This is a genomic window from Paenibacillus sp. HGH0039 (assembly GCF_000411255.1).
Taxonomy (GTDB): domain Bacteria; phylum Bacillota; class Bacilli; order Paenibacillales; family NBRC-103111; genus Paenibacillus_F.
Window position 1 is genome coordinate 1,804,917 of record NZ_KE150412.1, and the last position, 23,990, is coordinate 1,828,906.

22 protein-coding genes and 10 tRNA genes are annotated in these 23,990 nt (G+C 51.8%); 6 read left to right on the forward strand and 26 right to left on the reverse strand.

From position 1 onward, the window contains the following. Window positions 1-44: 44 nt before the first annotated feature. Window positions 45-1,127 (reverse strand): metallophosphoesterase family protein, encoded by a 1,083-nt coding sequence (locus HMPREF1207_RS07930; protein WP_009673093.1) that lies wholly within the window; start codon window positions 1,125-1,127, stop codon window positions 45-47. Window positions 1,128-1,319: 192 nt separating this feature from the next. On the opposite strand from HMPREF1207_RS07930, the gene HMPREF1207_RS07935 reads away from it, so the two are divergent. Then, window positions 1,320-2,786: a methyl-accepting chemotaxis protein gene (locus tag HMPREF1207_RS07935; RefSeq protein WP_009673073.1), complete on the forward strand. Its 1,467-nt coding sequence runs from the start codon at window positions 1,320-1,322 to the stop codon at window positions 2,784-2,786. 47 nt (window positions 2,787-2,833) lie between these two features. Here HMPREF1207_RS07935 and HMPREF1207_RS07940 read toward each other — a convergent pair whose 3' ends face one another. The 6 genes from HMPREF1207_RS07940 to zwf all read right to left on the reverse strand — a co-directional run bounded on the left by HMPREF1207_RS07940 (window position 2,834) and on the right by zwf (window position 9,866). Beyond that, on the reverse strand, window positions 2,834-3,397 hold the full coding sequence (locus tag HMPREF1207_RS07940) for a GNAT family N-acetyltransferase (protein ID WP_009673086.1): 564 nt from the start codon (window positions 3,395-3,397) through the stop codon (window positions 2,834-2,836). Window positions 3,398-3,590: 193 nt separating this feature from the next. Further along, a complete protein-coding gene (locus tag HMPREF1207_RS07945; RefSeq protein WP_009673078.1) occupies window positions 3,591-5,528 on the reverse strand; it encodes an ABC transporter permease in 1,938 nt (645 codons plus the stop codon). Further along, window positions 5,503-6,279: an ABC transporter ATP-binding protein gene (locus HMPREF1207_RS07950; RefSeq protein ID WP_009673076.1), complete on the reverse strand. Its 777-nt coding sequence runs from the start codon at window positions 6,277-6,279 to the stop codon at window positions 5,503-5,505. The genes HMPREF1207_RS07945 and HMPREF1207_RS07950 overlap by 26 nt, the downstream gene beginning before the upstream one ends. 114 nt (window positions 6,280-6,393) lie before the next feature. Next, on the reverse strand, window positions 6,394-7,506 hold the full coding sequence (locus HMPREF1207_RS07955; protein ID WP_016423565.1) for a sensor histidine kinase: 1,113 nt from the start codon (window positions 7,504-7,506) through the stop codon (window positions 6,394-6,396). Continuing rightward, window positions 7,499-8,209: a response regulator transcription factor gene (locus tag HMPREF1207_RS07960; protein ID WP_009673105.1), complete on the reverse strand. Its 711-nt coding sequence runs from the start codon at window positions 8,207-8,209 to the stop codon at window positions 7,499-7,501. Before HMPREF1207_RS07960 ends, HMPREF1207_RS07955 begins: the two co-directional genes overlap by 8 nt. A 139-nt stretch (window positions 8,210-8,348) precedes the next feature. Further along, the gene (zwf, locus tag HMPREF1207_RS07965) at window positions 8,349-9,866 is read right to left on the reverse strand and encodes a glucose-6-phosphate dehydrogenase (RefSeq protein ID WP_009673155.1); all 1,518 of its coding nucleotides are present in this window, start codon (window positions 9,864-9,866) and stop codon (window positions 8,349-8,351) included. Window positions 9,867-10,025: 159 nt separating this feature from the next. On the opposite strand from zwf, the gene HMPREF1207_RS07970 reads away from it, so the two are divergent. After that, on the forward strand, window positions 10,026-10,346 hold the full coding sequence (locus tag HMPREF1207_RS07970; RefSeq protein WP_009673171.1) for a hypothetical protein: 321 nt from the start codon (window positions 10,026-10,028) through the stop codon (window positions 10,344-10,346). A gap of 87 nt (window positions 10,347-10,433) precedes the next feature. Here HMPREF1207_RS07970 and HMPREF1207_RS07975 read toward each other — a convergent pair whose 3' ends face one another. Continuing rightward, on the reverse strand, window positions 10,434-10,871 hold the full coding sequence (locus tag HMPREF1207_RS07975) for a GNAT family N-acetyltransferase (RefSeq protein ID WP_009673140.1): 438 nt from the start codon (window positions 10,869-10,871) through the stop codon (window positions 10,434-10,436). A gap of 453 nt (window positions 10,872-11,324) precedes the next feature. Between HMPREF1207_RS07975 and HMPREF1207_RS07980 the strand changes: the two genes are divergently transcribed. Beyond that, window positions 11,325-11,783 (forward strand): hypothetical protein, encoded by a 459-nt coding sequence (locus HMPREF1207_RS07980; protein ID WP_016423566.1) that lies wholly within the window; start codon window positions 11,325-11,327, stop codon window positions 11,781-11,783. Window positions 11,784-11,832: 49 nt separating this feature from the next. Here the strand turns inward: HMPREF1207_RS07980 and HMPREF1207_RS07985 are convergent, their stop codons facing one another. From HMPREF1207_RS07985 to liaF, 3 genes are read right to left on the reverse strand one after another with little or no spacing between them, the layout of a single operon-like run. Beyond that, on the reverse strand, window positions 11,833-12,468 hold the full coding sequence (locus tag HMPREF1207_RS07985) for a response regulator (protein ID WP_036739861.1): 636 nt from the start codon (window positions 12,466-12,468) through the stop codon (window positions 11,833-11,835). A 5-nt stretch (window positions 12,469-12,473) separates the two neighbouring features. After that, window positions 12,474-13,532: a sensor histidine kinase gene (locus HMPREF1207_RS07990; RefSeq protein WP_009673079.1), complete on the reverse strand. Its 1,059-nt coding sequence runs from the start codon at window positions 13,530-13,532 to the stop codon at window positions 12,474-12,476. Window positions 13,533-13,570: 38 nt separating this feature from the next. Beyond that, the gene (liaF, locus tag HMPREF1207_RS07995) at window positions 13,571-14,233 is read right to left on the reverse strand and encodes a cell wall-active antibiotics response protein LiaF (RefSeq protein WP_009673084.1); all 663 of its coding nucleotides are present in this window, start codon (window positions 14,231-14,233) and stop codon (window positions 13,571-13,573) included. A gap of 314 nt (window positions 14,234-14,547) precedes the next feature. On the opposite strand from liaF, the gene HMPREF1207_RS08000 reads away from it, so the two are divergent. Next, window positions 14,548-15,165, forward strand: a complete 618-nt coding sequence (locus HMPREF1207_RS08000) for a hypothetical protein (protein ID WP_009673112.1) — start codon at window positions 14,548-14,550, stop codon at window positions 15,163-15,165. A 131-nt stretch (window positions 15,166-15,296) separates the two neighbouring features. Beyond that, window positions 15,297-16,235 (forward strand): hypothetical protein, encoded by a 939-nt coding sequence (locus HMPREF1207_RS08005; protein ID WP_009673139.1) that lies wholly within the window; start codon window positions 15,297-15,299, stop codon window positions 16,233-16,235. 213 nt (window positions 16,236-16,448) lie between these two features. Here the strand turns inward: HMPREF1207_RS08005 and HMPREF1207_RS08010 are convergent, their stop codons facing one another. The 5 genes from HMPREF1207_RS08010 to HMPREF1207_RS08030 form a co-directional block, all read right to left on the reverse strand. Next, entirely contained in the window at window positions 16,449-17,648 is a 1,200-nt protein-coding gene (locus tag HMPREF1207_RS08010; RefSeq protein WP_009673133.1) for a GNAT family N-acetyltransferase, read from the reverse strand. A 49-nt stretch (window positions 17,649-17,697) separates the two neighbouring features. After that, on the reverse strand, window positions 17,698-18,708 hold the full coding sequence (gene moaA / locus HMPREF1207_RS08015) for a GTP 3',8-cyclase MoaA (protein WP_009673146.1): 1,011 nt from the start codon (window positions 18,706-18,708) through the stop codon (window positions 17,698-17,700). Beyond that, a complete protein-coding gene (locus HMPREF1207_RS08020) occupies window positions 18,705-19,391 on the reverse strand; it encodes an MOSC domain-containing protein (protein WP_009673173.1) in 687 nt (228 codons plus the stop codon). Before HMPREF1207_RS08020 ends, moaA begins: the two co-directional genes overlap by 4 nt. 116 nt (window positions 19,392-19,507) lie before the next feature. After that, a complete protein-coding gene (locus HMPREF1207_RS08025) occupies window positions 19,508-19,879 on the reverse strand; it encodes a hypothetical protein (protein WP_016423567.1) in 372 nt (123 codons plus the stop codon). Window positions 19,880-20,185: 306 nt separating this feature from the next. After that, complete coding sequence (locus HMPREF1207_RS08030) at window positions 20,186-21,136, reverse strand: fumarylacetoacetate hydrolase family protein (RefSeq protein WP_009673144.1); 951 nt, start codon at window positions 21,134-21,136, stop codon at window positions 20,186-20,188. A 1,029-nt stretch (window positions 21,137-22,165) separates the two neighbouring features. Here HMPREF1207_RS08030 and HMPREF1207_RS08035 point away from each other — a divergent pair. Then, the gene (locus HMPREF1207_RS08035) at window positions 22,166-22,951 is read left to right on the forward strand and encodes an alpha/beta fold hydrolase (protein WP_009673158.1); all 786 of its coding nucleotides are present in this window, start codon (window positions 22,166-22,168) and stop codon (window positions 22,949-22,951) included. A gap of 143 nt (window positions 22,952-23,094) precedes the next feature. Here HMPREF1207_RS08035 and HMPREF1207_RS08040 read toward each other — a convergent pair. The 10 genes from HMPREF1207_RS08040 to HMPREF1207_RS08085 form a co-directional block, all read right to left on the reverse strand. Continuing rightward, a tRNA-Leu gene (locus tag HMPREF1207_RS08040) sits at window positions 23,095-23,177 on the reverse strand. Between the two features lie 5 nt (window positions 23,178-23,182). After that, window positions 23,183-23,259 (reverse strand) — tRNA-Arg (locus HMPREF1207_RS08045). 18 nt (window positions 23,260-23,277) lie between these two features. Continuing rightward, window positions 23,278-23,366 (reverse strand) — tRNA-Leu (locus HMPREF1207_RS08050). A gap of 9 nt (window positions 23,367-23,375) precedes the next feature. Continuing rightward, window positions 23,376-23,449, reverse strand: a tRNA-Cys gene (locus HMPREF1207_RS08055). Between the two features lie 9 nt (window positions 23,450-23,458). Continuing rightward, window positions 23,459-23,533 (reverse strand) — tRNA-Gly (locus HMPREF1207_RS08060). Window positions 23,534-23,541: 8 nt separating this feature from the next. After that, a tRNA-Gln gene (locus HMPREF1207_RS08065) sits at window positions 23,542-23,613 on the reverse strand. A 29-nt stretch (window positions 23,614-23,642) separates the two neighbouring features. Continuing rightward, a tRNA-His gene (locus HMPREF1207_RS08070) sits at window positions 23,643-23,718 on the reverse strand. 22 nt (window positions 23,719-23,740) lie between these two features. Then, window positions 23,741-23,814 (reverse strand) — tRNA-Trp (locus HMPREF1207_RS08075). A 5-nt stretch (window positions 23,815-23,819) separates the two neighbouring features. After that, window positions 23,820-23,905, reverse strand: a tRNA-Tyr gene (locus HMPREF1207_RS08080). A 5-nt stretch (window positions 23,906-23,910) separates the two neighbouring features. Beyond that, window positions 23,911-23,986: transfer RNA gene (locus tag HMPREF1207_RS08085), tRNA-Thr, on the reverse strand. Window positions 23,987-23,990: the final 4 nt, after the last annotated feature.

Sequence of the window (23,990 nt, forward strand, 5' to 3'; positions counted from 1 at the left end):
TATAGTTCATCTTATGCCGCGGCCCGCTTCCGGTGCCTGCGGCGTCACACGCTCTTCTTGTTTAATGCGATCGTCCAGTGCGCTTCCTTCAGCCATCTGCGCTGGGCGTATTCGCGGCCGCGGACCACGACCTTATTCTCGAAGACCTGGACGTAAAGACCTTGCGTCTTCGATTTTCGGGCATCCGGCAGAGCCTTGTTCAATGTCCGGCCGACCGATGAGTTGTGAAAATAATGAAACGGCTCCTGCAAATAGTGGGCCGATCCGTTCTGGAAATCCTGATGACGGTGCCCGCAGAAAACGAAAACGTTCTTGTACGGGGCGATCAGCTCCCGGATTTCCTTGCCGCGGACGATCTGGTGGCTTCCTCCGCTGCGTCCCTGCATCGGCAGAGGCTGGTGGATCATAATGAAGATCCGCGCCGTTTTGTCCAGTCCCGCCAGTTGGGCTTTAAACCACTCCATCTGCGCGTCCGTGTACCAGGCGCCTTCACCCGCCTCGGGCTTCTCCTGCATATAGCCTTCCTGTGAAAGCAGCAGAATGGTGCAGCCCTCCAGATCCATCCGGTTATACGGCTGTTTGTACCCGAAAAATGTTAAAAATCTTTCCCTGGCCATCGCGTCGGTCTTGCCGTTGGGCATGCCCTCCCGGTTAAACTTGCCGGCTTTGTCCAGCCAAAGATCGTAATATTCGTGATTCCCCATATTGGCGTGCACGGGCGGAAGCTTGTACGCCTTCATAAGCCGGCCCAGCTCCTTGTAATCCCGCTCTCTCCCGTAGTCCGTACAATCGCCGGTCAGAAAGAGAACATCCACCGGCTGCTTCATGGCCGTCATATCGCTCAAAGCGGATTTAAGATGCTCCAGAGTCAGCGGATCGTCGGGCGAAGCGTGGAGATCGCTCATAATCGCGAAAGTGGCGAGCGCCTTCCCCGCCTGCGGATCATCCGGAAGCTGAAGATCCTCTCCGGCCGGGAGCTCTTCGGCTTCTTCCGCCTGGACCACGGCAGCCTCACGGTCCGAAAGACCGGATTTCCGCCTTAATCCGCTTAATACGGTACCCGCACCGGCTCCTAGCAGAATGGCAAAAAATGCGGTCAGCCATTTGAGAAACGAGCGCCTGTCCATCTGCCAGCTCCTTCCGGCTAAGCTTCCCCCTATTATAACCCGTTTTTTGCCGCACTGCACGCGGATTCTTCAAGCGCCCTCCGAAAAAAAATCGCAAAAATAAACTAACATTTATTAGTGAAATCTATAAACTTTTTACGGTAAACAACCGATTAGGTGAAAGTAAACAAATATTAAGAGATGAGGGAAATCATGGAATCAAAGGATCTGCTTTTTAAAAGGAACAAACTGCTCAACCGCATTCTGTGGATCATGCTCGCCCTGGGTATCGTAATCGATCTTATGACGGCCAGCTTAGAGGTTGTTCTCGTGCTTGCCGTTGTCGGCATAGTGATTTGCGGAATCAGCACCTTGATGTCGGTTAAACACATAGCGCCTCAGCTCGTTATGTATATTGTTCCGGTGAACGTAACCGTTTTGACTGCCCTGCTGATTTATGCCGAACCGCTGACGAGCACGTATTACCTCATTTTTGTCAACATCGCGCTGATGACCCTCTACTCCAATTATCGGCCTATCGTATTCTCCGGCATACTTGGAGGGGCATTAACGGCCTTTTTATTCATCCAACCGCGTTTTTACGAAGCCATGTTCCCCAAAGAATCCCTCGCCAACCTGCTGCTCTACGTCGCCATGATTACCGCGGCTTCCGCCGCTTCCGCACGATTCTCGGAGAAACTTCAGACAGAAGTACTGGAAAAGCAGGCGGAGACCCTGGACGCGAAGACTCAGACGGACTCGCTACTGGAACAGGTCGGCTCTACCGTGCAGGTGTTAAACGAATTCAACGACACGCTCAAAACGAATGTGGCTACAGCCGGAAAAATTTCGCAAGAGGTCACCGCCACGTTCGGCGAAGTCTCTACCAGCGTCGAACATCAGACTCAAATTGTGGTGGATATCAGCAGTTACGTTCAGGAAGTCGAACGGGTCGTCTCCAGCGTTGCCGATGGCTCCGGTACGCTCCAGCGGCTGTCTACGGAGAATATCGGCCTGACGAATCAGGGAAGCGAACAGGTTCATGCCCTCAGCGCGGAAATCGAAACCGTCTACAGCATCATTCACCAGACCGTTCATTTGATGAATGATCTGAATGAACAAGGCGTACGCATCGGCAGCATGGTCGGGCTAATCAACGACATCACATCTCAGATCAACCTGCTTGCGCTCAACGCGGCAATCGAGGCCGCCCGGGCCGGAGAGCACGGCAAAGGCTTTGCCGTCGTATCCGACGAAGTCCGCAAGCTCGCCGAGAACTCCCGCCGCTCCACGGAAGAGATCAACGACATTCTCCAGGGCATCCGCCACACGAGCATCGAGGTGACCAAACAGGTGAATCTCGGGAAGCAGGCGATTACGGCGGGACGCGCCGCCAACGAACAGGTCGAGAGCATCATCCAGCGGGTAGCCGACAATACCGGACTCGTCAAAAACCAGTCCGATCACGTGGAAGAATCCGTTGCGCTGCTGCAGGAGGAGTACCGCAAAATTTCTCACGAAATTGTCGCCATCGCCGGAAGCACGGAGCAGAACATGGCTTCCTTCGAAGAGATTATGGCGGGACTTGAGAATCACGATGCCCGCATTAAAGATATCGTGACGAGCTACCAGCGTCTGGACAGCCTCATCACGAATTTGAAGGCCATGACCCGCGGTTAAAGAAAACAGGAACACCCCCGCACGAGGGTGTTCCTGTTTTCTTTTTTTCAAGAGCCGACGGCAGGCAGGACGATTTCCGGCTGTTCCGGATTCGGAAGCAGCCAGCCGTAGCCGTGTTTATTCAGGTAGAGGCGGCTTACGTCGCATACGACGGGTACGACCATCCCTCCCTTGTAGTGGAAAGGCTCCGCAATACGCTCAAGCTTGATCCGGAATGCCATGCGTAGAGCCTTGCACAGCTTGGGTTCCATCAGCGCCACGATATGCGTGCAGCCGCGATTTTCACAGTAATGTACGATGAGCGAAATGAGCTTGTCCAGGTTGCGGCCCCGGTACTCCGGAAGGAGCGCCACCTTGTCGACCTCCACAGCCTTGCCCGGCGCAAGCGCGGGATGTTCAGAGAACGGAGCGAGAGCGTCGAGCGGATGGCGGCCGGAGTCATAGCGTTTAAACTCTACCGTCCCGGCCGCTTCACCGTCCTCGGAGAGAATCAGGTAGCAATCCGCGTCCCGGCGGGTAAATTCCAGCTCAAAGCCCTGCTGCTGCCAGACCCGGGTCCAAATGCGGTCAAATAAAATGAAATCGTCCAGACTGTCCCCTTTTCTATACATCTCTCTTCTCTCCCATCTTTAAATTCCATAGATTTACAATTTAGTTATACATCTTTTCTTTACTTTTATCGTCAATATACATAATATTTTACATATAAAACAATTTACAGGTCAAAAAGAAAAAGGCTTTTCCGACCCGCCGACCGACAGCGGGATAGAAAAGCCTTTTGATCTAACAGCCTAACAACCTGAATTAACGAACCGAATGCGCTAAAATTCTCTTCATGTACGAACGTCTGGCGGCCAGGAAATAAAGCGTCTGCATCAGAGCGAAAATAACGAACACCACCGCCGCGTAAGGCCATATGTTCGAGATCAGCATATTCCCGAGCGCCTTCATCGCAAAGGACGTATGGACAAGTCCGACCACAAGGGGGATAAAAAAGATCATCCCGACCTGCTTGGAAACCGTCCGCCTGATTTCCTGATCCGTGATCCCTATCCGGGTGAGAGCCCGGAATTGGGCCTGGTCCTCTTCGATTTCGGTAAACAGCTTAAAATATATCATGCTGCCCGAAGCGATAAAGAAAAGAAAACTGACGAAAATTCCGATGAATAGCATCAGCGACATCATTTGTTTCGTTTCCAGGTACTGATTGACACGAGTCCCGAAATTCTGCTTCTCCTGCTCGGGCACCATTTTTTCGATCTGATGCACGGTCGGAGAGGCTTCCTCCCAATTTTTGATCTCGTAGCCGTATAAGACGCTTTTGTCCTCGTTCGGGGTGGAGTCCATCATTTCCTTGAACTCCGAAGCATCCGTCACGAGCAAAGTCGAGATATCGAACTGAGTGGGAAAAACGGACCCGTTAATTTGTTCGTCCAGCGTAAAGGTTCGGGTTCCCGTTTTCAGCTTCGCTTCCAGGTTTTGGCCGGAGGTGAAAGACTTGCGCTGCTGCTCCTTATACGGGTAAATGTACGACGCATGGCCCCGCTCCACCCGCAGCTCCGGCTTGCTCAGCCGTCTGGCCTGGGTGTTGTAGTCATCCTCCGAGACGATGAACAACTGCTGCTCCCGGACTCTGCCCCCCAGTTCGACGGGAACCCGGACCGGAATACCCGCCATCCGCACCTCATAATCCAGCTCCACCCCGTTTTGTTTCAAGGTGTTTTTCAATACATCCGGATCCAGTACGCGGTGACTGTCCAGCCCTTTTTCCGCAAAGGCGATGGATTGAGGGTAATGTTCCATGAGCTGGTTGCGGGTATCTTTAAGGATCACATACACCGTACCGGATGCGGACAAAATGACAGCCGACAGGATAGACACCATAAAAAGCATCCGCGCATTATCTTTCAGCTTGAACGTCAGCTGCGAAATCGTAATCAGGTTCGTCTGATTGTAATAAAGCGAAGTCCGGCGCTGAAGCCTCCGGAGAATAAACACACTGCCCTGGGTGAACAAAAAATACGTTCCCAGCACCGTAAGAAAGACGACCGGCAGGAAATAAAGAATAAAATTCATAACCGTGATCTGATAAGCCAGCGTGTACCCCCCGATCAGACAGACGGCCGAGAGGACCACGAGCCAGATCGAGAAAGCCGGCATCTTTTTCGGCTGTTTGGAGGCCCGGAGCAGATCGATAATTTCCGCGCGTCCCACCTGATAAAGGGTCAATAGGGTAATGGTCAGAAACAGCAGCAGAAACCCGATAACCGTGAGCAGTACCGCCTTTAAAGGAATGACGAACCGGATCGGGGAATCGACGTCAAGCAGCCGGGCCAGCCCCATAAAGAACAGCTTGCTGAACAGCGAGCCGATTCCGATGCCGCAGGCGACGGCAAGAATGGAGATAATCACATTCTCCAGCAGCACCATCCAGCGGATCTGTCCTTTGGTCATGCCGAACAGCGTCAGCAGGCCGAATTCTTTTTTCCGTGATTTGAAAAAGGCCGACATCGAGTACAGGATAAAAAAGAAAGAGAAAATGATAATGATATAATCGCAGGCGATCATCACTTCCCGGATCTTAGATGCCGCCGGCATCGAACCGTTTATGACGTCCGGATGCAGAATAAACGCGGAATATATATAAAAAATCGTAACGGAGAACACGCTGCTCCAGAAAAAAGCGCCGTACTGGTGCCAATTGCCGCGGATATTTTTAAGGGCGAGCTGTCGAAAATTCATCGAAATTCCCCCCAAGCACACTTAACGAATCGAGAATCTGCTGGAAAAAAGCCTGCCGGTTCGCTCCCCGTCTCAATTCGGAGAACAGCTTCCCGTCCTTGATGAACACAATTCGCTTGCAGTAACTCGCCGCAAAAGGATCGTGCGTTACCATCATAATGGTGGCGCCCAGCTGTTCGTTCAGCTCCTTCAGCGATTCCATCACATCCTTGGCGGCTTTGGAATCCAGGTTGCCCGTCAGCTCGTCCGCAAGCAGGATGGACGGCCTATGGATGATGGCCCGGGCGATGGCCGCCCTCTGCTTCTGGCCGCCGGACACTTCGTAAGTCCGTTTGTCCAGGATCGCCGTGATTCCGAGCAGCTCGGCGCACGGCTTAAGCCGGCTCTCGATTTCCGCCACCGGCTTTTTGTCCAGGGCAAGCGGCAAAATTATATTTTCCCGGATCGACAAGGTGTCGAGAAGATTGAAGTCCTGGAAAATAAATCCCAGTTCACGCCGACGGAACAAGGCGAGCTGTTTCCCCGATAAAGCCGCGGGGTCCGTTCCGTTGATCTCGATATGGCCGCTAGTCGGTTTGTCTATCGTGGCCAGTATGTTCAGCAGCGTCGTTTTCCCGCTTCCCGAAGGCCCCATGACACCGACGAATTCCCCTTCGCCGATCTCGAGGCCGATATTCTCCAATGCTTTATAGGTCAAATTGCTTTTCGTCCCGTATATTTTCGTTACCTGCTCGGCTTTTAAAACGGCCATTCGGTATCCCTCCATTGATCGTGTCTATGTTCCTAGTATAGACCTCTGAGGAGAAGCTACCTATTGATTTGCCTTTCAATGCGGCGGCCCAACCTTACATTTTCGTCACCCGGGCTATTCTCCGCCCGCTCCATCCCGCTCTCCGAACCGGTGGAGACCCTGGCTCTGAAACATCAGGCTCACCGTCGTTCCTTGTCCGGGCTCGGATTGTATGTCAACCCGGTGTCCCAGCCGGGACATCACCTGCTTGACGAGATACAGCCCCATCCCCGTCGACTCCGTAACGACGCCTCTTCCGTTCTCTCCCGTAAAAAAAGCGTCAAAGACCCGCGGCAAATCTTCCGGAGCTATTCCGATCCCGCTGTCTTGAACGGAAAGGCGGATGCCGTAGGATTGCTCTTCAATCCGGATAAGGAGCGGCTTGTTCCCTTCCCGCTTCCGGGAGTACTTGATCGCATTGCCGATAAGCTGGTGAAGCACGAACGAGAGCCACTTCTCGTCGGTTTCCACATAAATATCCGGGGCGGACGACTCGATCTTCGGAAAGATAGACGCCCGGATACAGGCTTTCTTATAGTCGTTCACGACCCGCCGGGCTACGGCCGTAAGCTCAATCCGCCGCGGATGGACATCCAGCTCGAATTTTTCGAGCCTGGCCGTGTAGAGCATCATCTGGAGACCCGAGGCGATCTTCTCGTTCTCCTCCTGAATGCTCGAGAGAAGCTCTTTCATCCCGTCCCGCGGTCCCGGCGCTCCTTCCGACTGCTGGATAAGCAGGTCGATGACGGAAACCGGTGTTTTGAGCTGGTGGACCCACTGGTTCGTAAAATGCAGATGCTGCTCCTGAGCCGCCCGATAAGAAGACAGCGTGGACAAATAAGCCCGGTGCTGCTTCTGCAGCAGCTCGTTGACCGCCTGCTGCTCCTGCGTCCGGGGCGGCAGGAATAAAGCATGGTCCAGCGAGCTTTGGGCGGATTCGCCGAGCCTCTTGTTCAGCGCGCTTGCGTAACCGGCCTGCCGGACATAATCATAAATCAGTACCGCCGTCCACACGGCTCCGGCCAGCAGGAACAAGTACACCAGATTGTCCGATTTAACGGGCAGCCCCGCCTCCATACGGTCCAGCCACAACACGACCAGAATAAGCAGGATAGCGAAAAAGAAAGCCGCCGTGTACAAAAGCCGGTCGAACAAAAATCGCTTCCACGTCCAGGCTTTGTCATGCATCGCCGGTGTTCCCCCATTCCGTCTGAAGACGGTAACCCTGACCCCGGACCGTTTCGATAATTCCCGGCAGGCCGATTTCTTCCAGCTTCCGCCTTACCCGCGTGACATTCACTGTCAGCGTGTTGTCATCGACGAAATGGACGTCGTCCCAAAGGGCCTCCAGCAGCTCCTCCCTGCTTGCAATACTTCCGGCCTTCTGCGCCAGGCAGTCGAACAGCAGCAGCTCGTTTTTCGTCAATTCCATCCGTTTCCCGGCGAATTCCAGACTGTTCTTCATCCGGTCCAGCTTCAGGCCGTTCAGCTCCCATTCGTCTCTGGACGGCTGGGCCTGGGCGTATTCCCCGTATGCGCGCCGTAGCGAGCCTTTGACCTTGGCCAGCACGACGTCGAGATTAAACGGCTTCGTCAAATAATCGTCGCCGCCGTTTTCGATCGCCATCACCTGGTCCATCTCCCCCGTCCGCGCCGACAGGAAAATAATCGGCACATTGGAGAACGTGCGGATTTGGCGGCACCAGTAGAACCCGTCGTAGCGGGGAAGGTTAATATCCAGCAGAATCAGGTCCGGCTCCAGTTCGGAGGCCTCTCCCTTAATATCATGAAACCGCACCGCGCGGAAAACCTCATATCCATACTTGGTTAAAGTGTCTTTCAAAATGTGGGCGATTTTATCATCGTCCTCGACAATCAGAATGCGGTACATGCTTACCTCCCGGTGTTCCCCTAATATGGACCCGCATTTTTTTCTCATTCAACTATGCGGCCAGCAAAAGGAGCACCCGTCAGCCTAAGCCGCAGGGTGCTCCCGTCAATCTCTTGTTTGTGAAACCGGAACGGCCGGTTTAGGACTGGCTCGCCCAAATAACTTCACCTTCATGCTGGCCGTTCACCGGCCACCACTTGAAGCCGTCCGCGGCGAGCAGCTCGTTGGCTGCGTCCGGGCCCCAGGAGCCTGCCGGATAATGGGCAAGGTCTCCGCCGTTTTCTCTCCACGCCTGAGCGATGGCGTCCACGTACTGCCACGCGTGCGCCACTTCGTCCCAGCGAGTGAAGTAGGTGGAATCTCCGCGCATAGCGTCGAAGATCAGACGCTCGTATGCTTCCGGCGTGTTAAGCCCCACCTGGCAGCTTTGGCAGAAATCCATCGCGATCGGGATAATGACTCCCTCGGCGCCCGGTTTTTTGGCATTCATTTGCAGATAAATGCCTTCCATCGGGTTCACGCGGAATACGAGCAGGTTCGGCTGCAAGTCATGCTTGTTAGCCAGGTAAACGTTGTCCGGCACGTTCTTGAACTCCACGACAACCTCCGTGGATTTCACGGGCAGACGCTTGCCGGTACGGATGTAGAACGGAACTCCCGCCCAGCGGAAGTTGTCCACAAAAACACGTGCCGCCAAATACGTTTCCGTGTTCGATTCGGGATTGACGCTCTCTTCGCTGCGGTAAGCCGGCATTTCCTTGCCGTTCAGCTGTCCGGCCGTATACTGGCCGCGCACGACATTCTTATTGACCTCTTCGGCGGACTCGAAAGGACGCAGGGAACGCAGCACCTTCACCTTCTCATCCCGGATATCTTCCGGATGAAGACGGCTCGGCGGCTCCATGGCCATCATGGCAAGCATCTGGAGCATATGGTTCTGCGCCATATCGCGCAGAGCCCCCGAATGGTCGTAATAACCGCCGCGGTCTTCGACGCCGACGGTTTCGCCCAGCGTGATCTGAATGTTGGCTATGTACTTGTTATTCCACAGCGGCTCGAAAAAGGCGTTCGCAAAACGGACCACTTCAATGTTTTGGACCATTTCTTTACCCAGGTAATGGTCAATGCGGTAAATATCTTTCTCCTCGAAAACTTGACGGAGCTGCTGGTTCAGCTTGCCTGCCGACTCCAAATCGTAGCCGAACGGCTTCTCGATCACGAGACGATGCCAACCGGTGGTTTCAAGCAGACCGCCTTCGCGGAGATTATAAGACACGTTGCCGAACAGCTCGGGAGCAAGCGCCAGATAGAACAGACGGTTGCCGTTGGTCTGGAATTTGACGTCCAGTTGCTGCGTCAGCGTGTTCAATTGGCGGAACCCGTCCACATTGTTAATGTCGAGCGGCAAATATTCGAAATGTTCCGCAAATTTAGCCCAGTCCTCGTCGTCCTGCACATGATGACGGGCGAATTCGTTAATGGAATCACGCAAATCTTCACGGAACTGCTCGTTCGTCCTGGAACGGCGCGCAAGTCCGATTACGGCGAAATGTTCATTCAGCTTGCCTTCACGGTATAAGCTGTAAAAGGCGGGAAACAATTTTCTCTTGGCCAAATCTCCTGTAGCTCCGAAAATCAGAAAAACAGCACCATTCATCGTCGCATCATTCTTTCTCTGTGGTTTTAGATTAGAATAAGCATACCGAAATTGCATAAGGGATTCAACTTTTTTTCACAAACCGGGCATCTGTCCAATCCGTTTCCGCCTCCCCGCCATAGGCTGTTATCAGAATTCTCCCCATGGAGGTGCAGCGCGGTGCAGCGAATCGATCCTGCAAAGAGTGAGCAAATCCGGCCCCATATCGGCAGACCCGTTCTCGTTTACTTAAGAGACGGCGCGGAAATTTTCGGTATACTTAGCCGGCTCGATCAAAGAAATCTGATTCTAAACGAAGAACCAGGTGTAAAAAATCTTTCTCCCAAAACAACCAAAAAATTAAAAGTGGCCAAGAAAGGCGGCAAAAAATCGGTCAGACTTGCTGCCGAAGAAAGTCAGCCCGTCATAGCCCGTCCGGCGGGGTATACCCCCATCGTGCTGGACCGAAATTTTATTGCCGCTATCATTGTACTTCAATAGAAAGCGGGCCATTCACTTTACTATCCCCCAAAACCAGGAATGGACACATTCCTGGTTTATTCTTTTGCCGGAGCGGAGAACATTTTTTTAAAGCTCTTTTTCCATTAAATGAAGACGAAGCTGGGGCACATAGCTTTTGACGCTGTATCCTTTCGACAGATAGAAGGAAATGGCCTTCTCATTTACCGAATCCACATACAGCCGCGAAGCCCTGCATTTCAATTTACGGCCGTATCTTTCGGCGTGCTCCATCAACGAAGTCCCCAGCCCCCGTCCTTGAAAGCGCGAATCGACCGCCAGCATATCGACAAACAAGCTGTCATCCGACACCTGAACGCTGACAAAACCGGCGGCTTGCGCCCCTTCGTCAGCCACGAAGGTTTCTCCCAGCTTGAATCTCTTCTTCATTTCCGAAAGGTTAACGTCCGCCTCCGGCACAGTCATTCTTGTGTAGGGCAAAAGCTCCTTTTCAGTCAGACGCACCAGTAACCTGTCATCCTTGGCCGGAATTCGTTTGCGGATCAAGAAACATCGCCTCCACATGGTTTGCAGATACTGCATCGTATGCGAAATGGCAGGCTTTGCTCCGTAAACAGGTGTTTATCCTCCAAGATTTTACCTTTTATTTCTTATACTTTTTGGACATGCCCCACATAAAGACCACGCATAGGACAAGAAAGCCGATGATGACCAATATCGTTGACCCGTTCACTGTCAAATCCCCTTTATTTTTCCCTATCTTATATGCCTTCATTGTAAGTCGCCGGAAGAGAAGCGTCAAACCGTCTTCCTGTCCTTACTCCTGTTATCGGCGCTCACCGTTCGTAGTTCCATCGTTAGGCGATAAAAAAATTTTATAAAGTTGTCTAACTTCATGCTTTCAAAACGATAAAAACGTGGTAATATGATTGTAACTATATGGAAATCGAAAAAAGAAGGAATTCTTAAAAGCACGTTCATGAAAGGTGGCGGACGGTTATGTATATAGTTACACCCCAGTACGTGAATGAGACGTACCGCAGTCATTCCCATTTATTTCGGATTCAGGCCATCCGCCGTATGAACGGGCTGGGCCCTGTTAGCCCGCGCGGACCCTTTCCCGAGATGCTCTATACCCGGCAGGATCGGAGCGGCAAGGCAGGCCCGGCGGAGCAAGGCCAAACGAGCGGGCTCCCTGCTGAGCAGCGGGACTCCGCTTCCGGTAAAGATGCCCAGCGGCAATCCGGTATGCCCGCAATGCTTCGCAGGCTGGGAGAAACAAACGAGTGGAAACGGCCCAAAGATGATGACCATTCCCGTCCGGCGGAGCAATCTGAGGAAGCGGAGGAATCGCTTGTTCAGACGCACGCAGCTATGCAGCAGATGAAGCTTAATAAAGCTCTGCAAGCCTACCGCCCGTTCGTCCGGAAGCCGATTGCCCTCGAATCCGCTGTATAAAGGGAAGCCCGCACCGCCATTCCGCGGTACGGGCTTTTTAGGTTGCGCTTTATTCCGCCAGACCATGCTTGAACGCATAAATGGCCGCTTGGGTGCGGTCTTCCACGCCCAGCTTGGCCAAGACATTCGTTACATGGAATTTAACGGTTTTAATTCCGATGAATAAATCATCGGCCACTTCCTGATTCGATTTGCCCGCGGCAATGAGCCGGAGCACTTCCATTTCGCGCTCGGTCAAATCTTCATGAGGAGCGGCGGCGGGCTTCGGCTGCCGGAACCGGTTCATCAGCTTCGACGCTACCTGCGACTCCAGAATGGATTGCCCTTTCGCAGCCGCGCGGATAGCCTGTGCGATTTCCGTGGCGCGGGAAGTTTTGAGCAGGTAGCTGAACGCTCCCGCTTCCAGAACCGGATACATCTTCTCGTCATCGAGAAAGCTCGTTAACACGATAACTTTGCAGTCCGGGTAAAGCTGGAGCAGCTTGCGCGTCGTTTCTATGCCGTCCATGCCCTCCATGACCAGGTCCATCAGCACGACGTCCGGTTTGTATTCCTGTGCCAGGCGAATCCCGTCTTCCCCGTTGCTGGCTTCGCCGACCACCTCGATTCCCTCTTCCGTACCAAGAACAGCCGCCAGCCCGATCCGGACCATCTCGTGGTCGTCCACCAGCAGCACTTTAACCATGTCCACTATGCTTCCTCTCCTTCCGTCATTATCGGTACCCGGATTTCGATACGGGTTCCGCTTCCCGGAGCCGTAACCAGTTGAAGAGATCCTCCGACCTCGTTCACCCGCTCCCGCATCGTGGATAAACCGTAAGATGTCTGTTTTTCCTCGTCCAGATCGAACCCTACCCCGTTATCGCGGATAAGCAGGCGGACCCAGCCCGATTTTTGCTGCATCCGTAGCTCCAGCCTGGTCGCTTTCGAATGCCGCAGGGCATTCGACATGGCTTCCTGGACAATCCGGAACAGATGATCCTCGATTCCTTTGGACAGGGCAATTTCATCGTCCACTTCCCATATAATGTCCATGGGAACTTTCGCTTTCAATTCCTGCAGCAGCCGGATCAGCCCTTCGGAAAGCTGTTTGCCTTCCAGGTGAACCGGACGCAGGTGAAGCAGCAGCGCCCTCATTTCGGATTGGGCCACGGAGGACATTTCCTCAATGAGGTGAATCTGCCGCTGGGCTTTCTCGAAGTCCTTGTCCAGCGTGCGGAGCGCCGCCGTAGCCGTCATCGAGATCGCGAACAGCTGCTGGCTGACCGCATCATGCAGTTCCCGCGCCAGACGCTGCCGCTCCTCAATGATGGCGGAAACCCGTGCCTTCTCCGCAAGCTGGGCGTTATTGTTCGACAAACGCTGGAGAGAAGCGACCTGCTCCTCCCACTTTTTCAGGATGCGGCCAAGCTGTTCGCCCAAACGCCCGATCTCATCCTCGCCCAGCGGAGGCAGGGTAGAGCGGGAAATGCTGCCGATCTCCAGCATCTGCATCGTTTCCATCAGCAGCTCCAGCCGCCGCGTCGTGCGGTTACTGCTCCAATACCCGTAAGCCGCACCCAGAATGATCGAGCCGCCGACGAGCATGGCACCGATTTTGATCCCTTGGGCCCACGTCTCGGGCGGTGTTATAAATTTAGCGGTATAAAGCACATAGACGATGAAAGTAAGCACCGCCAGACAAAGAACAATGGATTCCGCCATGCTTCGCCAGATCATATTGGTCAGTCTTTTTTTGTAGCTGTCCACGGCACCATTCTCCTCTCTTGTCAGTAGACGGTTTCGTTCTAAAGCATGCGAACGTCTATATCCCCTACGATATAAGAGACGATTAGTTTCACCTGATGTTCTCTCGTCTCGTAATTAGGAGATATCCAATTAAGCTTATTGATAACTCCGGATTCTTTTTCCAGAGGCGAACTGATCTGTCCGATCGTAACCGAAGCTTCGATAGATACGCCTATTTCTTCGGGCACAATCAGCCGCACATCTCCGATAATCCCCTGCAGAACGAGCGTCGTTTCTTTTTTCTCCAGAATCGCGTAAGACAGGTCCAAGTGAGCTTCTCCGATAATGAACCAGATGCTGCTGTCTTTAAGCACCCAGGGCTCTTTGCCGGGACGGATGCTGTCGATCAGGGTCTGCTTCTGGATAAAATCGTCTCCCGGCTGTACCTTTTTGGACTTAATATAGAAAATTCCGAGCGAGATCAAGATAACCGCCAGCACCAGCGAGAAATTGTTGCCCAGCAGAATGACGGCTCCGACCCCCATAAAGGCAACGCCTTTCTTCTCGTTCTCATACCGGACTTTATAGAAGCCGAAAAACATCAGCAGCAGGGCAATCACCACAAATATACCGACCCACCGTTCCAGAATGAGGAAAATCCCCAGTGCGATCAACAGCATAGCCGTGTTCCGGTGGCGGTTATTTTTCATTTGTTGTTCCATGGGGCACCTCCTTTGCGGGCTGCAGTCTGCCTGAAATCTTTTCCGTCCGTCGTATCGCCTGACTCTTGCCGTTCCGTACCGTCATTTAGAGCCGCGAATCCTTACATAGCATATCACAATCGCCTATCCTCTCCAAGATAAGAAATGATGCTTTTATTGTAGCGAATCCGCTGCGCATCCGACACCGCCTATTGGCGGTCTAATCCCCTGGACCAAGGTCGGGGAAGGCGTTTTTCCGCTTCCGGCAAGGAATAATTCACGGGCCTTTATAAGAAAATAAGTCCAACCACACAACGGCACAAGGAGATACTCCCATGACTAAACTAAACGCTGGAGCGCGTACCGCTCTGATCGCCCTATTATGCACGGCCGCAGCCGGTTTCGTTCCTGCATCCGCCATTTCCGCACAAGCGCCCGGAACCGGCTTGTCCTCTTTTGACACGTCCGGAGCCGAATCATCCGGCATCATCCTTCCCCACGGCCCTTGGACAGCCAGGCTTCAGGCCACGCCGTCGCATGCCGTCCCCCCGTCTTCCGGAGCCTTTTCCCGGGAAATTCGCGCACAGCTTTACGATGTAGACAAACAAAAGGTAGTTGAAACTCTTGTCGTCACGGACGAAATTCGCCTCGAAGCTTCCCGCTGGCTGGCCAGCATTAAAGACATTGCCGTTCAGACGAAAATCGACAATGTGCAGGGTGTCGTCCTGAAACTTCCGCTGGATCCCCCCCTTGCCGTAAATAACCGCTGGATGCAGGGCAGCTCCAATGAACTGTTCCTGTTTCTCGATCCGTCGCGTTTAAACGAGCCTTTGCTCCTCGTCTTCTCTACGACGGGAAAGCCGTTTCTGTTTAAAACCTCCGTCCAGGTCAAGCCCTTCCTTGAAAAAGAACGGCTGCTCCGTTATTTGAAGCCCGTTCCCGCCTCCGGGTAAACAGAAAACGCCGTATTTCCGGTTGAGCCTTCATCTTTTCGAACCGTTAAAAGCGTCCAAACGCAACCCTATTTTCCGCCGAACGTATGGAAGGGAAAGAAGCAAAATCGGTTGGAGAAGGCGGGATAAGAATGAGGGAAGACTGGAAATACCGGTACGACGAGGTGTTGAAAAAAGAAAGCCTGCTGCAAACGGTAAATAAGCAGTTGGAAAAAGCTCAAGTCCGGCTGAAGCAGGCCGGCGGGCAGCGAACGGCAGCCGAGAAGGCTCTGAAGAGTGAAACGCGGGATGTCGAGCGTTTGGAGAAGGCGTCTCTTACCAATTTGTTTTATACCGTTCTGGGTAGGAAAGTCGAAAAACTGGAAAAAGAGGAAGCCGAAGCGATTCAAGCCCGTATCCGTGCGGAGGAAACAAGGCTGGCGGAAGAAGAGTTAGCCCGGATGACAGCGGAACTTGAACAGCGCCGCTCCTCTCTGCTCGGCTGGGAGGAAGAAGCCGCGGCTCTGCTTCAGGAAAAGGAAGAATGGCTGCGCGGCCGGAGCGAAGATTTCCGCCAGCAGTTGAATCGGCTCTACGAAGCCAAAAGACGGGCTCTCTCCGAGGGCAAAGAGCTGGATGAAGCGCTCCAGGCGGGATACGAGCTCGTCGAATCTCTCGAAGAAGCAGAAAACCTGCTGAGGTCGGCCAAAAGTTGGGGAACTTACGATATGTTCGGCGGAGGCGTGATCGCCACCCATCTCAAACGCAGCAAAGCCAATGAAGCGATGGAACAGATCGAGTACGCTCAGGGTCTGATGAGCCGCTTCAAGCGCGAGCTGGAGGACGTCGGGGGCGCTGCCGAGATGAACCTGGATTATAACGGTTTTCTGGGGTTTGCCGACTATTTTATGGACGGTTTTATTTTCGACTGGATTGTCCAGGGCCGTATCTCCGATCTCAAAGATGCGGTATCCGAAAATATCGACCGGCTCCGGCAGTTGCTGCATGCGCTCCAGCAAAGGTATGAAGCTCGCTTAACGGACGAAGCCGGATTGACCCGGGACATTCATCTGCTTATTGAGCGTTCATAAGCTAACCCCCGCGCCGACTTGCGGATGTCGAATGGCTTTTGCCGGGTGAACAGCGAATCAGATCTGCTCATTGAGCGTTCATAGGCACGTTCTTCGACAATCCCCGCCAACCGGCGGTTTGTCGAATGGCCCTCGCGGGGCGCACGGTTAGCCCCGCGCCAAAAAGCCGTACAGCCCCGAAATCCCGGGTTGTACGGCTTTTCTTCTGCCGGACTAGAAAAAGTCCGGCAGGTAGCAGGTGCGGCGCGGCAGGACCGCCGCAAGCAGCTCTACCGATCGTTCGTCGCCTTGCAGACGACCGATCCGGTGCAGCTCGCCGACGCTCTTGGCGCCGAGCAGCAGGACGGACAGTGTGCGGATGTCGCACGCTAATCCGTCCGCTGCGGCTCCGCTGCCGCCGAGAGGCTCATCCGCGGTCTTCACAACGACCGCGGAGCCTTCCGGCGCGTTCAGCCTAAGCTCGAACGTGCCGTGATTCCACGGCGCCTGCCCGTCCGTTACGTGCAGGCGGAGAGACGCCTCCTGCGGCAGCCCCGTATGCCGCAGCTGCAGTTGGCCCAGGAGTCCCTCCACATCGACAATCCGGGCCGAGAAATACGAAACCAACTCCTGTTTAATCCGCGGGTCATCCATCTCAAAGGCCAAGTCCTCGTCTGGAGGGGCCTGCATAATGAGCTTGTCGAACATGGAATCGTGATCGCCGACAAACTTCCACAACCCCCGCTTCGCATCCTGATCGAGATAAACCAGCTGATGGATCTTGCACTCATGGTTTTCGATCCAATAATGCACATATCCTCTGGGCTCCCCGGCCGCATTCAGATACACCGCCATGTGCCCTTTCTTTTTAAGGAGACGGGTTTCCCACCATTCCTCGGAACGCGTAATCGGTCCGTTGAATTGGGCCGCGTACACATCATAGATCGGATTAAGCGAGGCTGCACTGGGAGCCGTCCGTATGATTCGCCCTTCCGCAGCGCCTAGCTTGGGAAGCTGCGCGGTTTGAAGTTCGATTTTTTTGAACGTCATGGCCAGCTCCCAACCGTACTTCCGGTAAAACGCGAATGAAAACGGATGGAGATACGAAAGGGTCTGCCCGTTCTCTTTCATCACTTCCAGCGCTTTCGACAGCAGCTGTCCCACCATTCCCTGCCTGCGATTCTCCGGCCAGCTTGCAACGCCGGCGATCCCGCCCATTTTCAGCTTTTTCCCGTTTATCCAGGTTGTAAAATCCAGGAGGGTTAATTTCGAGGCCAGTTTCCCAACGATAAAATATCCCCAGGTTTCCTCGGGATTCATGGTTGCGAGTCTTTCGACAAGCTCTTCCTCCTGCAGCTCGTATTGAAAAGCATACATCGACAAATCCAAGCTGTCCCGGAGTTCTTCCCGTCGCAGTCTTCTGATTTCACTCATAGGTTGACCTCCTTCTAAAGCTAAACAATAACGCGGCGCGTCCCCGGCTTTAGCCCCCGATTTGAGACATACGTCTCACGGTTGGCAGATGGGACGGTTCGTCCCCCTGGAGCGCTTTCGCCATTTCATGGCTTTCGGGCTTTACATCCAATGCTTTATAAAATAACTCCCTGATCGCCCGGTCATCCCCGATCAGCGGCCTCACGTTAAACTCGTGGGACCAGTACAAGCACGGCTTGATGTTACCGTCCGCCGTCAGCCGCAGCCGGTTGCAGGAAGCGCAGAAATGGTCGCTCACCGGATGTATGAGGCCGAATGACCCTTTACCTCCCGCGATCCGGTAATTTTGAGAAGGACCGTTCCCTTTTACGGACTGTATCTCTTCCACTTTCCACCCGCGTTCGGAACACCTGTCCAACACGGACGAAAGAGGAACATACCGGAGTTTCCAGGTATCATCCTGATGACCTATCGGCATATATTCGATAAAACGCACCTGTATGTCCTTATCGACCGTCATTTGCAGGAAATCGTCGATTTCGTCGTCGTTCAGTCCCTGCATAAGTACGACATTCAGCTTTACGGGATACAGCCCGACCCGCTGGGCAGCCTCTATTCCCGCCATCACACGGGTAACGTCTCCGCCCCTTGTAATAAGCTTAAAACGGTCCGGGCGAAGAGAATCGAGACTGATATTAATTCGCGTCAGTCCGGCTTCTCTTAACCGCTCGGCCTGCTGGGCGAAAAAAACGGCATTCGTCGTCAAAGCGATATCTTCGATACCCGGGACAGCCGCCAACTGCCGGATCAGCACATACAAATCTCTTCGGACAAGCGGCTCGCCGCCCGTAATCCTCAGTTTGCGCACTCCCATCCCCGCCAATACCCGGACAACTTCCGTAATCTCGTCATAATTCAGCAGACGTTCATCCGGTTCGAAGGTCATCCCTTCTTCCGGCATGCAGTAGACACAGCGCAAATTGCAGCGGTCGGTAACCGAGATGCGCAAGTAATCATGAATGCGGTTAAATTTATCTTTTAATACACCGGAAGATGTCATTCCTTCACCCCGCCGCTTTGCGTAGGATCCGCCAAATCGTCCGCTTCAGCAAGCTTTTTCTCAAAAGATCCTCTCCAGCTTTCCGCGAGCGCTTCGTTCGCCAAAATTATCCGGATATTAGGAATATTGTTCTTATCGTGATATTTGCATGTATTTACAAACTCAACCGTTAAACCCTGAGCATGTTTCGTCACCAGTCTAAAGACAGGGTTCTCGGGAATAATGCCTTCTTTCAGCACACGGAAGTAAAAGCCGGTATAGCCCGTATCCTGCAGCTTTACGGGGAGTTTTACATCCGAATAACGGACACTAAGCTTAAAACAAGGACGTCTCGGCTGCGAAACCTGAACCAAGGCTTCTCCCAGCTCATAAATATCCCCGATACATATCTCTTCTTCTTTAAGACCGCTTACCGTGATATTTTCTCCGAATGCTCCGAAAGAAAGAGGTTGCCCCAGTTCCTTTTCCCAGTAATCATAATGGTCCGCACTGTAAACGCAAAGCGCTTTGTCGGGGCCTCCATGGACTTTCAGATCCGCTTGGCCGTCTCCCTCAAGCTGTGTTGTCGACAAAAACAAGGGCTGATGAACCGGCTCTTTGTAAATACCTGTTTCCACTTCTTTTCCCTGATACACGATTTTCTTCGGTTTTCCTACGTTTATGGAAACGATCTGAGGCGCCACGGGACACTCCTCTCCCCTCTTTTTTTATCCACTATACCAAAAAATGAAGGAGGAAGTCTTCTCGCCATAAAAAAATCTCCTGCAAAACCTCAAAAGGTTCCGCAAGAGATGCTTATTCAACCGCCTAGCTTAATTTTACGGTACGTATCTATAAAGGACAAAACGTCCACTCTTTTTCCTTTTTTCTTGGCTACGCTGGCCATGGACAGCAGCGTTGTCCAAAACTCATTCAAGACTTGTGCTTCCTCGGTCAACTCTTGCTTGTTTCGGCGTGGAAGTTCTCCGCGTGCTTCGTCAGAGATCAGCATTTGAACCTGTTTCCGCTTCCACTCGTCTCCCTTTACATACGTGACGCCGATCTCACGCAGCTTCTTCCGTACGGAGGTAACCGGGCGGGCAAGTTCCTTGGCAATTACCGATGGAGGGCATTCTTTGGAAAGCATACAGAGTCTTTCCATCTCCTGTGTCGACCAAGATTTTTTCGCCATACACACATCATCCCCGTTCATTTGTCGTATTCGTTGTGACCAACGTTCCGGTAACTAAAGGATAGCAATAAATTGTTAAAGAAGTTTTAGGAAAATGTAATGCTGCCCCCTTAAAAGGAAAAAGTCGTCCGAAGGAAGTAAAAATGTGGAAGAAAGCTCTATTATATAAGCTTTTTTTAGTTATAAAAAAAGAAGCTTTTCAAATAAATGAAAAGCTCCTTTTATAACTTTAAACGATTTGCCAAATTGCACCGTTTAATTTCATTAAATTTTCTTAACAATTTCTCCATCATTAATGACAAGTGTTTAGACACCCAGCGTACGACCCACCGGTTTGCCTTCTTCGACTTTAGCTTCCGCGACTACTTTATTAGACAAAGTGCCGATCTTTTCAATTTCGACACTCAGTTGATCCCCATCCTTCAGATAGACACGCTTTTCCCGCGGATAGCCTATTGTTACCCCTTCAGGCGTCCCGGTAAGGATGATATCACCAGGCAAAAGCGTCATATGGCGGGAAATGTAACTGACCAGTTCCTCCACCTTGAAAATCATATCCGCTGTCGTCGAGCTTTGACGCTGCTCTCCATTGACGAGAGAGCGGATCTTCAGCTCGTTCGGGTTCCCGATCTCATCTCCTGTGACGATGTACGGGCCTAACGGAAGAAAGCCATCGCAAGATTTACCCAGCAGCCACTGGTTGGTCCTTCTCTGTAAATCTCGCGCAGACAAGTCGTTTCCGCAGGTGTAGCCGAAGATATATTGCGCTGCCTCTTCCTTCGACACATCTTTCGCTTTTTGACCGATGACGATCACCAGCTCAGCTTCGTAATCCAACTCGGAAGTTACATTAGGTAGGGAAACATCGCATTTATGCCCGGTCAGAGCATTATTGAATTTATTAAACAACACGGGGTGCTCCGGGATCGGAGATTTTGTCTCTTCCGCATGCTTCTGATAATTCAAACCGACACAAATGATTTTACCAGGCTCCGTTACGCAGGGCGCGAACACTAAGGGAGACTCTTCTAACAAATAAGGCTCATTTTCGGAAGTGCCCGGAAGATCATCGATAAGTTTTTGCAGAGACTGAATCGCCTCCGGCCCCCCCTTGATAACTTGATCCATATGGGTAGGCACACTGCCTTCCTCGTAACCCTTCATATTTTTTAATGCTTCGGCCACGTCCAGAACACCTTGTTCCAGCCTGATGCCTAGCCTCGGTCCATGTTCACCTAGAAAAGTAAGCAGTTTCATGGATAATCCTCCTCCTATAAGCACACTTGTTTATTATCGAATCTGTCTTAAACATTATTCGCTATCCTCTTTATTACCCCTCCCCAAATTTCCACAAACATTGCCGAAGCCTATAAGCAAGTCGGAACAAGTCGTATACATGGCTTGTTATCCTTATTCCAGCCGTCATCACTGGCCCACAACCGCTCTTGCTTTAATGGTGCATAAGGTGTTATCTCTCTTACCAAGTCTTTTCTATTACCTATACGTGTGCTCTTCCTGGCTAAAAAACAATGAAGAAAATTTATTTTAAACTATCTTGTCGAGGAGTTTCATTCAATCGTTAAACGGGTAATGTTTTAGATGGGTGTTTTTGCATGATTCGCGTGATTTTCTTAAATTACTCGGTATTATGTCAAAAATTTCCGGGGAAATAATTTAGGGATATGACAAAGTCAGTTAGGGGGAGATCCCTTTTAGCTCTCCTGCCTTCCATACTAAGCTGGACGATGAGAATAATATATAACCTTTCCGATTATAAGACTCTTCAGAGTCTTTTTTTAAAACACTAAAACTGAACCATTTTTTCTCTTTGGTATGATTACTTCGCCGGAAGACATTCCATGCACTAGAAATTTCGAGACATTCCGAGGCTCTCTGCGGCTTAAAATTTAGCTGCTAAATCTTCTAAGCATTTGTCGTTATCCTCAAGGGTGACTAAAGAGGAAATTAAAGAGCAAGATAGTAATAAGACATTTCCTTACCTTAGGGATCACTTATCCGACAAGAAACCCAAGACGCCTGTCATACAAACAACTGCTCATTCCTTGCAATTAGGCCTCAACTTTTGTCAGGAAGCTGTTTGCATGTGCTGGCCATTCTGAAGTCAAGTCCGTACCACCTGCTGAATGATGTGCCTTGTTTAAAACAAACTTTTTTGTATTTAAGGAGTATCAATACTTAGAACAGCTGCTTAACACTTCCAACTTGCGTGCATCAGCATTTTTTTCATACATATAAAGAATTCTACTAATTAAGGAGAGATGCGTTATGTTTACAACTATCCATGGCTTGAAAACTTTTTACGAAGAACGGGGAAGCGGTCCGGCCGTCCTACTTCTTCATGGCTTCCCTCTGGACCACCGGATGTGGCAGGAACAGATTGCGGCGTTAGAATCGAACTACAGGGTCATTGCTCCCGACCTTAGAGGATTTGGCCAATCAGAGCCTCACAAGGACCTGATTACGCTGGATCATATGGCAGATGAACTTCTGCTGCTTTTGGATCAACTTCAAGTGGAAAAAGCGGTTCTTGCCGGTTTCTCCATGGGCGGGTATGTAGCGTTTAATCTCCTTCGAAAAGCACCGGATCGGTTCAATGGACTTATACTGGCGAATACACGCCCGGATGCCGACCCTCTGGAAGGACAAATCAACCGGATGAAAATGGCGGCTTCCCTTCTTGAACAGGGTCCCCAAGCAGCATCAAAAGCCATGATCCCTAAACTTCTATCCGAAGTAGAAGGCTCCGGACTAGCCGGCGAATTACAAGATCAGATTGACGGAATGAATCCATTGGGACTTGTCCACGCATCTCTAGCTATGGCTTTCAGGAAAGATTCTACGGAGCTTTTGCCTACCATACAAGCCCCTACTCTTGTCATCGGTGGTGAAAAGGATGCAATCACACCCCCGGCGATCATGAAAAAAATGGCCGATTCCATTCCGAATGCAACCTATACCGAAATTAAAAATTCCGCTCATCTTACCGTTCGGGAACATCCGGATCAAGTAAACAAAGCGATTACAGATTACTTAAGCCATCTTCATTCTTAACAACAAAGAAAGACAGGGAGCCTACTGTACATGACTGTACAAAAGCCCTCTGTCTTTTCTTTCTGTATTTAACACTTTACATAAATTCTATATATGAAAGGAAAAAGCCCGACTCCAGTAAAACTGGAACCAGGCTTTTAGGATGCCGGTGAAGGGACTTGAACCCCCACTCCCTTGCGAGAAACGGATTTTGAGTCCGTCGCGTCTGCCATTCCGCCACACCGGCTTGTATGGCGTGCCCTAAGAGATTCGAACTCCTGACCTTTTGATTCGTAGTCAAACGCTCTATCCAGCTGAGCTAAGGGCACAAATTTATTTAGCACTTTTGGTGCCGAAGACCAGACTTGAACTGGTACGGTAGTCACCTACCGCAGGATTTTAAGTCCTGTGCGTCTGCCGATTCCGCCACTCCGGCAAAGAATGGTGGAGGCGCCACCCAGACTCGAACTGGGGGTAAAGCTTTTGCAGAGCTCTGCCTTACCACTTGGCTATGGCGCCTTATTATTATGGAGCGGAAGACGGGAATCGAACCCGCGACCCTCGCCTTGGCAAGGCGATGCTCTACCGCTGAGCCACTTCCGCATATCATACTGGGGGTATAGGATTTGAACCTATGCATGACGGAGTCAAAGTCCGTTGCCTTACCGCTTGGCTAACCCCCAACATCTTGCAATTGTCAGTGAGTATTAAGTGGGGCGGACGAGGGGAATTGAACCCCCGAATGTCGGATCCACAAACCGATGCGTTAACCACTTCGCCACGACCGCCATATAAGGTTTTAAAGCTAATTGGCAGGGGCAGCAGGAATTGAACCCACACTAACGGTTTTGGAGACCGCTGTTCTACCTTTAAACTATGCCCCTAAAACTGGTGGAGGCTGATGGATTCGAACCACCGAACTCGTAAGAGAACAGATTTACAGTCTGCTGCGTTTGGCCACTTCGCTAAGCCTCCAGGAATGGTGCCGTCGAGAGGACTTGAACCCCCAACCTACTGATTACAAGTCAGTTGCTCTACCAATTGAGCTACAACGGCATAT